This window comes from Nocardia crassostreae, from assembly GCF_001613405.1.
Lineage (GTDB): Bacteria > Actinomycetota > Actinomycetes > Mycobacteriales > Mycobacteriaceae > Nocardia > Nocardia crassostreae.
In genome coordinates this window covers 221,066-235,741 of record NZ_BDCH01000003.1, presented here as the reverse complement: position 1 = coordinate 235,741, position 14,676 = coordinate 221,066, and the positions used below count along the sequence as shown (strand labels likewise).

Annotated in this window: 11 protein-coding genes and 5 pseudogenes; 6 read left to right on the top strand and 10 right to left on the bottom strand. The window is 68.4% G+C overall.

From position 1 onward, the window contains the following. On the top strand, window positions 1–446 hold a 446-nt coding region (locus NC4_RS02400; protein ID WP_067531642.1), incomplete at its 5' end, for a class I SAM-dependent methyltransferase. On the opposite strand, the gene NC4_RS02395 is transcribed toward NC4_RS02400, so the two are convergent. The 10 genes and pseudogenes from NC4_RS02395 to NC4_RS02350 all read right to left on the bottom strand — a co-directional run bounded on the left by NC4_RS02395 (window position 443) and on the right by NC4_RS02350 (window position 10,436). Beyond that, entirely contained in the window at window positions 443–1,591 is a 1,149-nt protein-coding gene (locus NC4_RS02395; RefSeq protein WP_067531640.1) for a hypothetical protein, read from the bottom strand. The two genes, NC4_RS02400 and NC4_RS02395, sit on opposite strands and share 4 nt — an antisense overlap. Before the next feature lie 33 nt (window positions 1,592–1,624). After that, on the bottom strand, window positions 1,625–2,644 hold the full coding sequence (locus NC4_RS02390; protein WP_067531638.1) for a prenyltransferase/squalene oxidase repeat-containing protein: 1,020 nt from the start codon (window positions 2,642–2,644) through the stop codon (window positions 1,625–1,627). Continuing rightward, window positions 2,631–3,368, bottom strand: coding sequence for a class I SAM-dependent methyltransferase (locus NC4_RS02385; RefSeq protein WP_067531636.1), 738 nt, complete (start codon window positions 3,366–3,368; stop codon window positions 2,631–2,633). The genes NC4_RS02390 and NC4_RS02385 overlap by 14 nt, the downstream gene beginning before the upstream one ends. 31 nt (window positions 3,369–3,399) lie before the next feature. After that, window positions 3,400–4,655, bottom strand: a pseudogene (locus NC4_RS02380) (glycosyltransferase family 4 protein). Between the two features lie 90 nt (window positions 4,656–4,745). After that, window positions 4,746–5,603 (bottom strand): annotated as a pseudogene (locus NC4_RS02375) (LLM class F420-dependent oxidoreductase). Between the two features lie 15 nt (window positions 5,604–5,618). Further along, window positions 5,619–7,079 (bottom strand): annotated as a pseudogene (locus NC4_RS02370) (FAD-dependent oxidoreductase). 44 nt (window positions 7,080–7,123) lie between these two features. Further along, window positions 7,124–7,546, bottom strand: a pseudogene (locus tag NC4_RS02365) (carboxymuconolactone decarboxylase family protein). Next, window positions 7,543–8,427 carry an NAD(P)-dependent oxidoreductase gene (locus tag NC4_RS02360; RefSeq protein WP_067531635.1) on the bottom strand — a complete coding sequence of 295 codons (885 nt, stop codon included), beginning with the start codon at window positions 8,425–8,427 and terminating at the stop codon, window positions 7,543–7,545. Before NC4_RS02360 ends, NC4_RS02365 begins: the two are co-directional and overlap by 4 nt. Further along, complete coding sequence (locus tag NC4_RS02355) at window positions 8,424–9,173, bottom strand: SDR family oxidoreductase (protein ID WP_067531633.1); 750 nt, start codon at window positions 9,171–9,173, stop codon at window positions 8,424–8,426. Before NC4_RS02355 ends, NC4_RS02360 begins: the two co-directional genes overlap by 4 nt. A 13-nt stretch (window positions 9,174–9,186) precedes the next feature. Then, a pseudogene (locus NC4_RS02350) lies at window positions 9,187–10,436 on the bottom strand (aldehyde dehydrogenase family protein). Between the two features lie 244 nt (window positions 10,437–10,680). Here NC4_RS02350 and NC4_RS02345 point away from each other — a divergent pair. Genes NC4_RS02345 through NC4_RS02325 form a run of 5 tightly spaced genes read left to right on the top strand, consistent with a single transcriptional unit; the run spans window position 10,681 to window position 14,676 of the window. Next, a complete protein-coding gene (locus NC4_RS02345; RefSeq protein ID WP_067531631.1) occupies window positions 10,681–11,886 on the top strand; it encodes a cytochrome P450 in 1,206 nt (401 codons plus the stop codon). After that, on the top strand, window positions 11,886–12,680 hold the full coding sequence (locus NC4_RS02340; RefSeq protein WP_067531629.1) for an SDR family oxidoreductase: 795 nt from the start codon (window positions 11,886–11,888) through the stop codon (window positions 12,678–12,680). The genes NC4_RS02345 and NC4_RS02340 overlap by 1 nt, the downstream gene beginning before the upstream one ends. Then, window positions 12,681–12,872, top strand: coding sequence for a ferredoxin (locus NC4_RS02335; protein WP_067531627.1), 192 nt, complete (start codon window positions 12,681–12,683; stop codon window positions 12,870–12,872). An 11-nt stretch (window positions 12,873–12,883) separates the two neighbouring features. Further along, a complete protein-coding gene (locus NC4_RS02330) occupies window positions 12,884–13,432 on the top strand; it encodes a nuclear transport factor 2-like protein (protein ID WP_067531625.1) in 549 nt (182 codons plus the stop codon). Beyond that, window positions 13,426–14,676, top strand: coding sequence for a hypothetical protein (locus NC4_RS02325; protein WP_067531623.1), 1,251 nt, complete (start codon window positions 13,426–13,428; stop codon window positions 14,674–14,676). The genes NC4_RS02330 and NC4_RS02325 overlap by 7 nt, the downstream gene beginning before the upstream one ends.

Below are 14,676 nucleotides of genomic sequence, written 5' to 3'. Positions count from 1 at the left end.
TCTACACCGTCGACCATCATTCCGGTTCGGAGGAACACCAGCCCGGCTGGGAGTACCACGACACCACCCTGGTCGACCCCGAAACCGGCGTCTTCGACACCGTAACCGCCTTCCGCCGCACCATGATTCGCGCGGGCCTCACGGACGCCGTCCTCGGCGTCATAGGCTCTTCCACCGCAGCCGCCCGCCACTGGCGCACCCCTCTGCGCCTGCTCTTCATCGACGGCGGCCACACCGAGGAAGCTGCCCAGCGCGACTACGACAACTGGGTCCACTGGATAGCGGGCGGCGGCCTACTGGCCATCCACGACGTCTTCTCCGACCCCGCCGACGGCGGCCAAGCCCCCTTCCACATCTACCGCCGCGCCCTCGACAGCGGAAAATTCCGCGAACTGTCCGCCACCGGCTCCCTCCGCATCCTCCAGCGCACCGCCGCCTGCAACTAGCGCGCCAGTTCGGGCCGGATCGTGCGGATGTAATCGATGGCGATGTCGGGGAAGAGTTCCCGCGGATAGGCGATCAGCGGCCCGTGCAGCAGGATGACGGCGCTGTCGCGCACCCGCAGTAGTCGCAGGCTGGCGTAAGGGATGCGCGTGCGGCCCGTTGCCGTGTGGATCTCGACCGTGTCGGAGCCGAATCTGGTGGCCAGGGTCTGCCCCGGGGCGGCGTAGTCGGCGACGTCGCGTTCCGATCGCCGGGTGGCCGGGATGGTCCAGATCAGGCGGCCCAGGACGGCGAGTGCGGCAAGGACCACGGCGGTCAGTGCGCCGACCGGCCCGGCGGTGAATGCCGTGATCGGGACGAGCACCATGAGGGCGATTCCCAGGAGCACGGCGAGATCGCTATTGGTCTGCCGCATCACCGCTTTCACGAGATCACGCACGGTGCCGGGACCCGCGACGAACACCGCTGTTGGTTGGTCCAAAGGTGGAATCGGCGGCAGCGGCGGCGCCGGATGCGGCTGCCGGATGAGGTCGCGCGCCTGCTCGGGAAACAGCTCACCGGGGAACGGCTGGTAGCCACCGCCGGTGCGCAGCAGCACGACCGCGTCGGTCGTGTGGATACCGCGAATACGGTCGTATCGAATCCGCTGGAACGAGTCCGCCCGCTGAATATCGCACGCATCCGGACCGAACCGGGCGGCAATGACCATGCCCGGGGCGGCGAAGCCGTCGTACGCCCGCTGGAGTTGCCTGGCGAACGGCCCGCGCCGCATCAGCCGCCCCGCGAGCGTCGCCGCGATCACCATCGCGGCGGCCGCAATGCCCGGAACGCCCCAGAAATACCAGGTGGCGGGTAGCAGCGCCAACCACGAAATCCCCATCGAGACCACGAATGTCCAGTGGAACAGCACGCGTTCGGCAAGCGCCCGGGCCAGTAGCGGCGCGGTATCGTCGCGTGCCACGAAGACGGCCGTGGGCTGCGCCATCGGCGGAATCGGCGGCAGCGGTGGAAAGGCGGGCCGGGACAGCGGGTGCGGCGGGGTGGCCTCAGGCCCCGGGCGGTCCGCGGAGTCGACCGGATAGTCCGACGGATAGCGCACGCGATCCCAGCCGGGATACTGCTCCGGACCGTCGTGCACGCCGCCCACGGCGTGAGCATAGCCCGGCGGGACGGGGGTGGTTCAGGAGTTGACGTCCCGAAAGATGCCGTTGGCGGGGGTTGTCCGGGTCAGGGCGTCGGCGGCCAGGAGCATGGCGGCGGCGGTCCAGGTGGTGCGTTCCTCCGGCCAGCGCTTGCCGTCCGCGAAGACCAGGCCCGTCCAATAGGAGCCGTCGATTTCGCGGAGGTGCTGCATATCGGTGAACAGCCGCAGGGCGCGGTCGCTGTCGCCCAAGGCGTCCAGGGCCAGGACGAGCTCGCAGGTTTCCGCTCCGGTCACCCAGGGTTGGTCGGAAACGCAGCGGATGCCGAGGTCCGGGACCACGAAATCAGACCGACCGGCATTGATTCGGGTGTATCCCGCCTCGCCGCGGATCGCTCCGCTCAGGACCGGGTAGTACCAGTCCGTGGAGTAGCGGCTCTTGTCGAGAAAGGCCTCCGGGTGCTCGCGCAGGGCGCGGCCGAGGCGTTGTGCCGCTGTCTCCCAGCGGGGTTGGGGATTGCCCATGCGCTCGGCCAGGCGCATACCGCACCGCAGGCTGTGGAAGATGCTGGAGGAGCTGGTGAGCAGGGCCTCGCCGGTGCTGCCGTCCGGGCCGCAGGACCAGTGGATTTCACCGCGGTCGCCTTGGAATCGGAGTACGAATTCCAGAGCGGCGCGGACGACCGGCCACATTTCGGCGGCGAAGTCGTCGTCTTCGGTGCTGAGCAGGAAGTGCAGGACCCCGGTGGCGATATAGGCGCAGAAGTTGGTGTCGGCGTCGTGGTTCTCGATACGACCGTCGCGGAACTGCATGGGCCAGGAGCCGTCGCCGCGCTGGGTCTTGGCGGACCAGATGTAGGCGGCGCGGGCCTCGTCCAGGAGACCGGCGGTGGTGAGCGCCATGGCGTTCTCGAGGTGATCCCACGGATCGGTGTGGCCGCCGGTGAACCAGGGGATGGCGCCATCGGGTTCCTGTGCGGCGGCGATGGTTTCGGCGGTGCGCAGATAGTCTCGGGCGCCGAGGACGCCGGGGACGGCGGGTAGTTCAGAGACCGGCACGGCGGCTCACGGACTTCGGCTTGGTGAAGTACAGGGCCACGCTCTTTCCGATGAACGGATCCAGCAGCCGCTCGGTGACCCGGGTCAGCGCGGGCGCGGACATCATGTCCCACACCAGCATTCGGTGATACATGGACACCAGGGGATGCTTGTCCGCGGATACGCCGACGGCGCATTTCAACCACCAGTACGGCGCGTGCAGCGCGTGCGCGTGGGCCGTGTGACGGTGGCGCAGCCCGTGCGCGGTGACCTTGTCACGGAGCTGATCGGCCCGATAGATGCGGACGTGACCGCCCTCATTGGCGTGATACTCGTCCGACAGCGCCCAGCAGATGCGCTCGGGCAGCCAGCGCGGCACCGTGACCGCCAGTGCGCCACCGGGTTTCAGTACTCGCACCAGTTCCGAGATGGCCTGCATATCGTGCGGGATATGCTCGAGGATCTCCGAGGCGATGACGACATCGAATTCGCCGTCGCCGTAGGGCAGGTCGAGCGCGTCACCGCGCACCGTCTCCGCCTTGGCGTAATCGGGCGCCTCCCCGGCCGCGGCCATGGCCTCGAACATGGCCGCCACCCCGGCCAGATCCTCGGCGTTCTGATCGAAGGCGACGATATCCGCGCCGCGGCGACACGCCTCGAAGGAATGCCGCCCGGCGCCGCAGCCGACGTCGATGACGCGGACGCCGGGTTCGATACCGAGACGGTCGAAGTCGACGGTCAGCATGGGTGTGCCTCCTGGCAGGGCTCGTCGATGATCACCGGGGCGCGCCGACCGTCGCGATGGCCGGGCGGATGAGGTGCCGGGCAATGGCCTGTTCGTAGACCGAGACCGTCCGCGCGGCGACCGCCTCCCAGCTGAAGACGTCCAGGGCGCGGCGCCGCCCCGCGATCCCCATGCGGCGCAGTCGATCCGGGGAATCCAGCAATTCGCCGAGCACCCGCGTCAGCTCGTCCACATTGCCCGGCTCGACCAGTTCCGCGCAATCCCCGGTCACCTCCGGCAGCGCCCCCTCCCGGCTGGCGACCAGCGGCGTCCCGCTGGCCATGGCCTCCACGGCGGCAGCGAAAAGCCTTCGTACATGGAAGGAATACAGGCGATCTCCGCCGAACCGAGCAGCCGCGCCAGTTCCTCGTCGCCCAATCCGCCTGCGGCGGTGACGATATCGGAGATGCCGAGTTCGGCAATGAGCTTCTCGGTGGGCCCGTTGGGTTCCAGCCTGGCGACAAGCCGCAATTCCAGATCGTGGGTATGCCGCAGCCGTGCAATGGCATTCAGCAGATGCGCGATGTCTTTCAGCGGCTTGTCCGCGCTGGCCACCGCGACGATGCGCCCGCGCACGCGCCCGGATTCGCGCGGCCGGAACAGCTCGGTGTCCACGCCCAGCGGGACCGTCCGCAGCTGTTGCGGCGACACCGCGAAATCGGCGGCGATATCGGCCGCCGCGGACGACGACACCGTGATCAGGTCCGGAATCGCGCGCGCCACCCGCTGCTGCATGCCCAGGAATCCGTACCACCGGCGCACGAACGGCTTCCGCCGCCACGGCGCCGCCGCCAGATCCACCGCCCGGTCCCGGGTGATCGGATGGTGGATGGTCGCCACCAGCGGCAGATGCGCCGCGATATCCAGCAATCCGGTGCCGAGGCACTGATTGTCGTGCACCACGTCGAAATCCGCCGCCCGCTCGCGCAGCAGCCGGGCCGCCCGCAGGCTGAAGGTGCGCGGTTCCGGGAATCCGGCCGTCCACATGGTCGCCAGCTCGAGCAGATCGATCCGATCGCGGATCTCGCCCGGGCGCGGCGTCCGGAACGGATCGGGTTCCCGGTACAGGTCCAGGCTCGGCACCTCGGTGAGGCGCACCCGGGGAGCCAGGTGCTCCGGATACGGCTGCCCCGAGAACACCTCGACCCGGTGCCCGAGCTCCGCCAGCCCCTGGCTGAGATACCGGACGTACACCCCCTGGCCCCCGCAGTGGGTTTTGCTGCGATAGGACAGCAGGGCGATACGCAGCACGTCACAGCCTTTCCACGGAGGTGGGGCCCGGCCCCGCGCCTCCGGATCACAGATGGGAGGGAGTGGATTTGGAGAAGAGAGGCGGACTCAGCGAGTCAGTCCGAGCGGTTCCAGCTTGGCCGCCAGGCGGTCCAGATACGCCAGGACATCGGCCTCGGGCTTGTCCGGAAGTCCGTACAGCACATCGGTCACGCCCGCCTCGGCCCAGCGCGCCAGGCGTTCCGGGTCGGGCTTGAAGTCCAGTGCGACCACTCGTGGCGCACCCTCACGCCCGGCGTCCCGCCAGCACTTCTGCAGCAGCGCGGTGGACGCCGACACATCGGATTCCTGCGGTGTGGTGATCCAGCCGTCGGCCGATTTCGCGATCCACTTGAACGTCTTCTCGGTGCCGCCCGCGCCGATCAGCAGCGGCACGTGCGCCTGTACCGGTTTCGGCCAGGCCCAGCTCGGCCCGAAGGAGACGAACTCACCGGAGTAGCTGGCCTCCTCCTGCGTCCACAGCGCCTGCATGGCCTCCATGTACTCGCGCAGCACCGTGCGCCGCTTGTTGCCGGGCACGCCGTGATCGGCGAGTTAATCGGTGTTCCAGCCGAATCCGGCGCCGACGGTCACGCGTCCGCCGGACAGGTGATCGAGCGTCGCGATGGTCTTGGCCAGGGTGATCGGATCGCTCTCCGTCGGCAGCGCCACCGCCGTGGACAATTCGATCCGCGAGGTCACCGCGGCCGCCGTGCCCAGTGACACCCACGGGTCCAGCGTGCGCGTGTACCGGTCGTCGGGCAGCTCGGCCGAACCCGTACCCGGATGCGCCGCTTCCCTTTTCACCGGGATATGGGTGTGCTCGGGCACGAAGAACGACTGGAAGCCCCGCTCCTCCGCGGCCTTCGCGGCGGCCGCGGGCGTAATGCCCCGGTCGCTGGTGAACAGGACGATGCCGAAACGCATGTGCCGCACTCCCTCTCAGTTGCCCTTGGCGGCGGTCACACCCGCGCGCCGACCGTAGAAGCTGCCGTCACCCAGGGAGCAGCCGCTGGCGTAGCCGCCGGTGCAGATGCCCGAGGTGACCCGGCCCGCCGCGTACAGTCCGGGAATCGGTTCCCCGTCCACGTGCAGCACCCGGGAATCCAGATCGGTGCGCAGTCCGCCGAGGGTGAAACCGCCGGTGTAGCCGCGCAGGTCGTAGGCGCCCAGCGGGGCGCCGATGGGCTTCACCCATTCGGGCTTCTTGTGCAGGAACGGATCCTCGCCCTTTTCGGCGTGATGGTTGTACAGATCGAGGGTGGCCTGCAGGGTGTTCTCCGGCAGCCCCATATCGTTTTCCAGCTCCGCCACCGTCTCCGCCACCCAGGTCGGCGCGATGCGCAGGAAGGACATGGACGACTTGGTCTCGAAGGCCGCCTCCAGCGCGGTCTCGTCGATGATCAGATACGCCTGGTTGTCCTGATCCTGCAAGACCGCCTGGCCCATGCGGCCCGGATAGGTGTCCTCGGTGATGAAGCGCTGCCCGCGGCCGTTGACCAGAATGCCGCGCACCACCACCTGCGGATCCGCCACCAGCGCGACCTCGGTGGCGTCCATGTGCGCCAGATCGGCGCCGAGCGCCTGGGCGACCCGGATGCCGATGCCGTCGTGCTCCTCCACCGTGGCGGCCGGGCGGCCGAGGATCTTGGGCGCGAACTGCTCCACCATGTCGTGGGCGTAGGCGAAACTGCCGGTGGCCAGCACCACGCCGCGTTCGGCGCGCACATGCACCGGCTTGCCGTAGCGGGTGGCGGCCACGCCGACCACGCGGCCGCTGTCGTCGACGATCAGCCGTCGCAGCCGCACGTCGTATTCGTGCCGGACGCCGAGCTTTTCGGCGGTCTGGGCGAGCGGCTCCATGAGCATGTAGCCGCCGCCCTTCTCACCCAGCTTCTTGTCCTTGGTCCAGGCCAGATGCCCGCGCGGGGCCGGATCAGCAATGGCGTTGAACGGGGCGGCGTTCTCGCCGCCGGAGTACATGAGGCCCTGATCGCCCGGCGGCTCGTAACCGGGCTCGCCCCAGAATTCCTCCTTGAACGGAACGTCCTGCGCCACCAACCAATCGAAGTGCTCGACGCTGCCCTGGCAGTAGTCGTGGATCTTGGCCTTGTCCACGCCCGGGCCCAGGGCCGCCTCCATGTTCTAGGCGGTGTCCTCGAAGCCGAGTTTCTGCTGCAACGCCGTCCCGCCGCCCAGGTAGATGAAGCCGCCGGACATCGCGGCCGCGCCGCCCCAGCCGCCGGTGCGCTCCAGGACGAGGGTGTCGGCGCCCGCGCGGGCGGACTCGATGGCGGCGCAGGCCCCGGCGACGCCGAAGCCGACGACGACCACATCGGCCTGGAGGTCCCAGGTGCTCACCTCGCTGGACCGGAGCGGTCGCACGGTTGCGGTTTCGGCCATTGCATCTGAATTCCTAACTGGTGAAAGGGAATACTGCGGAGAACCTAGTGCTTGCGGGACTTCTTGTCCTGGGCGATGACCTTTCCGACGACGCCGTCGAGCTTGGTCCCGGCGGGCCAGCCCGCCTAGTGGCAGAGGAACAGCGCGATCTCCCGCAGCTGCTCCTCGTCGAGTTCCTCATTGCGCAGCGCCGCCCCGATCTGGATCTCCGCGATATCGAACAGGCCCTGTGCGGTGAGCGCGCCGAGCAGCAGCAGGCGTCGGTCGCGAATGGAAAGGCCGGGGCGGGACCAGATATCGGCGAAGAGATGGTCGGCGGTGACCCCGAAGTGCGCGCCCGGGCCGTCCTGGAACTCCCAGCCGTACACCTCGGTCATCTTCTTCAGACCGCGCTGCCTGCGCTCGTCGGGCCCACCCGTCGCCCGACCACCACCCCCCACGGAATCGCTACGCGATGCTGTGCTCATTGTCGCTCCTTCGCGATATCGCCGGGACCGACTCCGAGGTCGTCGCCGAGGCGGTGCAGGGACTGTTGTGCCAGAGGAAGATCCACGCCCAGCCGACGACCCAGATCGAGGGCCAGCGCCAGATCCTTCTCGCCGAGATTGCGGACGTGGCTGAGGATGGGGAACCAGAAGTCGTCCGCGGCGACCGGCGCGGTGCTGTCGCGCAGCATGATCGAGCCCGGTCCGCCGGTGTGCGAATCGGAATGCCGGACCACCTTGCCGAGTTCGGTGATGTCCAGGCCCGCGGACTCGGCCAGCCGCTGCGCCTCCGCGGCCGCGGTGAAGGCCACGAAGTGCATGAGGTTGCGGGCCAGCTTCATTCGAGTGCCAGCGCCGACCGGACCGGCGTGCACGATGAGTGAGCCGAAGCGGAAGAACGGTTCTCGCACGGCCGCGAAGGCCGTCTCGGTACCGCCCACCATGACCGCGAGCGCGCCCCGCTGCGCGGCCGGTGCGCCGCCGCTGATGGGAGCGTCCACGAATTCCACTCCGACTTCCGCGCATTCGGCGGCCAGCCGTACCGCGGTGGCATCGGCAATGGTGGAGTGGACCGCGATCACAGTGCCCGGCTTGGCCGTCTGCAACAGTCCGTTCGGTCCCGCCACCACCGCGCGCACCTGGGCATCGTCGAGCACCGCCACCGAGACCACCGCGCAGCGCTCGGCGACCTCGGCCGCCGAGATCGCCCGCACCGCGCCGCCTTCGGTGAAGGGCACCACGGCTTCCGCCCGCGTATCGCACACCACCAACCCGCCCGGCCAATCGAGCAGTCGCCGGGCCATGGGCGCGCCCATATTGCCCAGGCCGATGAAACCTACTGTGAATTCCCGTATTTCGCTCATGGCCGGAAGACTTGCCCGCCGTCGACGGTGAGCACCTGCCCCGTCACCCACCGCGCTTCGTCGGAGAGCAGATACAGGTACGCGCCCACCAGATCCTGCGGCGTCCCGAGGCGTTTGATGGCCATCTGCTGGACCATGAGATCGACAATGCTGCCCGGCACCTTGGTGCGGGTGGCCTCGGTATCGGTGGGCCCGGGGGCGATGGCATTGATGCGGATGTTCGATCCGCCCAGTTCGTGCGCCAATTGCTGGGTGAGGCTGTTGATTCCGGCCTTGGCCACGCCGTAGAACCCGGAGTACAGCCAGGCGGCATTGGAGGACTGGTTCACGATGGATCCGCCGCGCGCCGACATGTGCGGCCAGACCGCCCGGGTCATGTTCAGCGCGCCGTCCAGGTTCACGCCCATGAATTTCTTGTAGTAGTCCCAGGGCACGGTGAGCAGCAGATCGAGCTTCATGCTGCCGTAGATGGCGGCATTGTTGACCAGATGGTCGATGCCGCCGAACTCGTTCACGGTGAACTCCGCGACGGCGGCCGCGGCCTCGGGATCGGCGACGTCGACGGGATGGAATACGGCGGTGCCGCCGTCGGCGGTGATCTGCTTGGCGACCTCCGCGCCGCGCTCGGCATCGATGTCGGCGACAACGACTTTCGCGCCCTCGGCGGCCAGGGCCTGCGCGTACACCGCCCCGATGCCCTGGGCGGCTCCGGTGACTATGACGGATCTATCCGTGAATCGGGCCATGTGCTGCACTCCTTCAGACGCCGGTCGCGATGAGCTTGGTCTCGGTGTATTCCTCGAATCCGGCGACGCCCATCTCCCGTCCGATGCCGGACTGCTTGTAGCCGCCGAATTCGGCAGGCCCGCGATGAGAGTCGGTTCGAGGTAGTAGCCGTCGAGGTCCGGGCGCTTGCCGCCGGTGACAATGGTTCCGCCCGCGGCGCACGCGAGGTCCAGATACCGCTCGACACGCTCGCGCTGGCGTTCGGAAATCAGTGGGCCGCAGACGGTTCCGGGCTTGCCGGGCGGGCCGGGCCGGATATTGCCGAGGGTACGGGCCGCGATCTCGACGGCTTCATCGTGGCGTTCGCGCGGCACCAGCAGCCGGGTGTTGATCGCGCAGCCCTGGCCCGCGTGTACGCAGACCCCGAAGGCCGCATAGGCCACCGCCGCGGCGAGATCCGCGTCGTCGAGGACTATGAACGCCGATTTGCCGCCCAGCTCCAGGAAGACCTTCTTCAACGATGCCGCGGCCGCGGCCATGACCGCCCGCCCGGTCTGCGTCGACCCGGTGAAGGTGATCATGTCCACCCGGGGATCGGTGACGAGCTGCGCGCCCAGCGCATGGTCGTCGCCGGTGACGATATTGACCCCACCGGCGGGAATATCGGTCTGTTCGGCCATGATCCGGCCGACCGCGGCCGCGCACCAGGGCGTATCGGGCGCGGGCTTGAGCACCACCGTGGTGCCCGCCGCCAACGCCGGGCCGAGCTTGGCGAAATTGATCTGATGCGGGAAGTTCCAGGGGGTGATGGCCCCGACCACGCCGACGGGTTCGCGCCGCAGCCGCCTGCTGCTCTTGATGCCCATGGGCGCGGCGACGCCGAGATCGGTTTCCCAGCTGTAGTTCTCAGCCAGATCCGCGAAATACCCGAGATCGCCGACCGGGCCCTCGAGCTGCGGCCCGCCGGTGAGCATGCGGGGCGCCCCGGCCTCGGCAATGGTGATCTCGCGCAGCTCCTCGATATTGGCCCGCAGCGCATCGCGCAATTGGCGCAGGCAGCGCGCCCGGAAACCGGGATCGCGGCTCCAGCCCGTGGTGTCGAAGGCCGTGCGCGCGGCGGCGATGGCGGCGTCCATATCGGCGGCATCGGCATTGGCCGCATGGCCGAGCACGGTGCCGTCGGCCGGATTGACGGTGGGAAACACCCCGGCCCGGCCGGGCACGAGTTTGCCGCCGATCAGCAGCGCGGAGTTGCCGTCGGGAACGAGACTGCTCGAGCTCATCGGTAGCTCCCATGCTGTCCGGACACATGTACGGACTATAGGTTCGGTACTTCCAGGCGCGCAAGAACATGTTTCAGAAATGGCGTTTTCCGGCCATTCCCGTTTCCGGCCAAATTCTGGATTCCGTTGTCAGGGACCAGCCGCGCTAGTGCCGTACAGACGCATGTCCAGCTACGTGTCCCCATAGCTGCCGGGCGTTCCGTGCTGCCGCTGAACGCGTTATCGAAAACGAGGTGCAGAGACGATGACCGCAGCCTCCCTCGAGCCGCTGCTCTTCGACCCTTACGACTACGGCGTTCACGAGGATCCGTATCCGGTCTACGAGCGGCTGCGCACCGAAGCGCCGCTCTATCACAATCCCGGGCTGGACTTCTGGGCCTTGTCACGGCATGCCGACGTGACCGCCGGGTTCCGCGACGACGCGCGGCTGTCCAGCGCCAATGGGGTATCGCTGGATCCGGCCGCCTGGGGGCCGCACGCGCATCGCACCATGTCCTTCCTGGCCATGGACGATCCGGGACATCTGCGCCTGCGCAAGCTGGTGTACCAGGGCTTCACGCCGCGGCGGGTGAACGAGATGAGCGAGCGGATCCGGGAGATCACGCTGCGGCATCTCGAACCCGCCCTGGCCAGTGGGAGTTTCGACTGGATAGACGAGGTCGCGGGCAAGCTGCCGATGGACGTCATCTCCGAACTGCTCGGAGTGCCCGAGGCCGACCGGGCCAAATTGCGCAGGCTCGCCGATATTCTCGTGCACCGCGAAGAGGGCGTGCTCGATGTGCCCGTCGCCGCCATGGAAGCCTCGCTGCACCTGATCGGCTATTACGCCGAGATGGTCGCCGCGCGGCGCAAGCGGCCCACCTCGGATCTGACCTCCGCGCTGGTGGCGGCCGAGGCCGATGGGGACCGGCTCACCGAGAACGAAATCATCGGGTTCATGTTCCTCATGGTGGTCGCGGGAAACGAGACGACCACGAAACTGCTGGGGAACGCGCTGTATTGGGCCGGGCGCAATCCGGAGCAGTACGCCAAGGTCGTGGCGCATCCGGAACTGGTCGAGGGCTGGGTGGACGAGACGCTGCGATACGACGCGTCCTCGCAGATCCTGGCGCGGACGGCAGCGGTGGATCTGGAGTACTACGGGCGGACGATCCCCCAGGGGTCGAAGGTCCTGTTGCTGGTCGGATCCGCCAATCGCGATGCGGCAGCCTTCCACGAGCCGGATCGATACGACATCGAGCGGGCGGACAAGGGCGGGCTGATCAGTTTCGGGCGCGGCGTGCACTTCTGCCTCGGCGCGCATCTGGCTCGGCTGGAATCGGCGATCATCTTGCGGGAGTTCGCTTCCCGGGTGCGGGCCTACGGTGTCGGCGAAGCCGGGGCCGAGCGCGTGCACTCGGTCAATGTGCGCGGATTCGCCAAACTGCCGGTATCCGTGGAGGTGCGGTAATGCCTCGCTTCGCACCACACCCGCACCGGCGGCCCGCGCTCATTGCGGGCGCGTCCTCCGGGATTGGGGCCGCCACCGCCGTCGCCCTCGCCGAACTCGGATATCCGGTCGCGCTGGGCGCGCGCCGCGTGGACGTCTGCGAGACGCTCGCCGAGAAGATCCGCGCCGACGGGGGCGAGGCCTTCGCGCATCGGCTGGATGTCGGCGACGGCGCCTCGGTCGACGAGTTCGTGACGGCCGCCGAAAAGGCGCTCGGACCACTGGAAATCGTCATTTCCGGCGCCGGTGATCTGGAGTTCTCGCACGGCTGGACCATGGATCCGGAGGTCTTCCAGGCGCAGATCCTGGTCCATCTGGTCGGCGCGCAGCGGCTCGCGCATCGCCTCGTGCCCGGCATGGTCGAGCGGCAGCGCGGGGACTTCGTCGTCATCGGCTCGGATTGCGCCGACCACACCCGGCCGGGCGTCGGGGCGTACAACGCGGCCAAGAGCGGCGTCGAGGCGTTCGCCCGGCAACTGCGCATGGAACTGGAGGGCACCGGGGTGCGCGCGTCCATCGTGCGACCCGGCCAGACCCAGACCGGAATGGGCATGACGGCCACGCCCGAGGTGGTGGGGCCGCTGCTGGAGGACTGGGTGAAATGGGGTTTCGCCCGGCATCCGTATCTCCTGCGGGCCTCCGATATCGCCGCGGCGGTCACGGCCGTGGTGTCCACGCCGCGCGGCGCGCATCTCGTGCTCGTCGAGGTGCAGCCGGAAGCGCCCCTGCGGGAACAGGATTCGGGAGGGAAGTAAATGCGTCTCGTCGTCGATCTCGAGCTGTGCCAGGGGCATGCCGTCTGTCAGGACGAAGCCCCCGAGCTGTTCGAAGTACCCAAACAGGGACAGGTGCGGATACTGCGCGCCGATCCCGGAACCGATCTGGCGGCGGCGCGGCTCGCCGTCCGCTACTGCCCGACGCAGGCGCTGTCCCTGCTCGACGATTGAAAGAGGCCGCCATGGGCTGGGAACGCGCCGAACTCGACGACATGATCGAGCGCTGGATCGAGGAGAACAAGCGCTGCGAGGCGCTCGGCGACTGGAAACCGCTCGCCGACTTCTACACCGAGGCCGCCACCTACGGCTGGAACTACGGCCCCGCACAGGAATTCATGGCCGTCGGCCGGGACGAGATCCGCGATCTCGCGCTCGATCAGGAAATGTTCGGGCTGGAGGGCTGGACCTACCCGTATCAGGACTTCGTGGTGGACGAACGCCGCGGCAGTGTCATCGGATTCTGGAAGCAGGTCAATGAGAAGTCGCGACCGGACGGGCGGCCCTACAGCCCGGAGGGCATCGGCGGCAGCTGGTTCCGCTACGGCGGCAACGGGCAGTGGAGCTGGCAGCGGGACTTCTTCGACTTCGGCAATGTGACAGCGCTTTTCGTGGAGATGATGTCGGACAACGCACTCTCCGACGGCATGCAACAGCGCATCGAACGGTCCATGACCGGTAAGCGGCTGCCCGGCTGGTATCGGGTGGGGGAGGGGCCGGTCCCGCTGTGGTGAGCAGTCGATACGCGGCCCTGTCGCGATCCGAGCTGGCGGTGCTGGTGCCGGAACTGCTGTTGTGCGGGCACCTGATCGACCGGTCCGGTATGGCGCACGCCATCGGGGCCTTCGGGCGCGAGGGTATGACCGAGGTCGCGATCGAAGAGTGGCGGCTGGCCAGCCCGGTGTACACGCGGCGACTGCGAAAAGCGCTGGGCATCACCGGGGATGGCGTGGACGCCATCTTCAAATGCTTCCAGTTCGATATCGGCGCACCGCCGCAGTTCATGGACTTCCGGTTCCGGGTGCACGACCACGATCACGGGGAATTCCACCTCGATCACTGCGGCGCGCTGGCGGATGTGGAGCCGATAGGGGAGGAGTACGTGGTGGCCATGTGCCATCACATCGAGGATCCGACCTTCGACGCGACGGCCATGGCGACGAATCCGTATGCGCGGGTGCGGCCGGTGCACCGGCCGCCGCGGGCGCCCGCCGATCGGACGCCGGTGTGCGCGTGGACGGTGACCATCGATCCGGGAGGCGAACCGCTCGTGGGTGCGGAGTCGGTGCTCGCGGAATCTCACGCGGCACGTATGGAACTCGGTGCCATCGACGCCGAAGTGCCAGGGCTGCACGACTATTCGGGGCCGTTGCTCAGCGATGTGCCCTGGGGCGAATTCTCCCGCACGGCGCTCATTCGGATCGCGGACGAGATTGCCCTGCAACATCATCTGCTCACCCTGGGCTTCCGCGTCGCCGTGGCTGCGCGGGCGCGACCCGAGGTCGCGGTGGAAATCGCGCGCAAGCAGTTCACGGGCATCGCCGGGCTGACCTCCGAACGGATCCGCACCGCCCTCGGGCTCGGCGATGACGCGGCCGCGCTGGCCAAGGTGTTGCGGCTGCATCCGGCCTTCAATCCCGCGCCGTATGTGCGGGCCGAGGTATCGAGCGAAGTGCACGGTGGCGATCGGGTCGTGGAGCTCCGGCTGGGCCGCGACTGCGGCGCGGTCGCCGACGGGGCCTGGGCGGCGCTCGTCGACGCCGAACATCTCGACGCGCTGAATGCACTGGTGCGCGGGGTGAATCCACGCTTCGAAGTCCGGGTCCGGGCCGTCGATGACGCGGCGCTGACCCTCGGGATCGCGCTCGCGGAGTCGGCCTTTCCGGAAGCGCCGGAGGTCGCCGTCACCCGCTTCAGCTCCGGGGCCGCCTTCACCTTCACCGATCGAGGCATTCCCCTGCCACTCACCGTTCTGTAG

Excerpts from the sequence above, each read along its gene's own strand:
- NC4_RS02345 (WP_067531631.1), top strand. The coding sequence starts at position 10,681 with ATGACCGCAGCCTCCCTCGAGCCGCTGCTCTTCGACCCTTACGACTAC.
- NC4_RS02335 (WP_067531627.1), top strand. The coding sequence starts at position 12,681 with ATGCGTCTCGTCGTCGATCTCGAGCTGTGCCAGGGGCATGCCGTCTGT.
- NC4_RS02330 (WP_067531625.1), top strand. The coding sequence starts at position 12,884 with ATGGGCTGGGAACGCGCCGAACTCGACGACATGATCGAGCGCTGGATC.
- NC4_RS02385 (WP_067531636.1), bottom strand. The coding sequence starts at position 3,368 with ATGCTGACCGTCGACTTCGACCGTCTCGGTATCGAACCCGGCGTCCGC.
- NC4_RS02340 (WP_067531629.1), top strand. The coding sequence starts at position 11,886 with ATGCCTCGCTTCGCACCACACCCGCACCGGCGGCCCGCGCTCATTGCG.
- NC4_RS02355 (WP_067531633.1), bottom strand. The coding sequence starts at position 9,173 with ATGGCCCGATTCACGGATAGATCCGTCATAGTCACCGGAGCCGCCCAG.
- NC4_RS02360 (WP_067531635.1), bottom strand. The coding sequence starts at position 8,427 with ATGAGCGAAATACGGGAATTCACAGTAGGTTTCATCGGCCTGGGCAAT.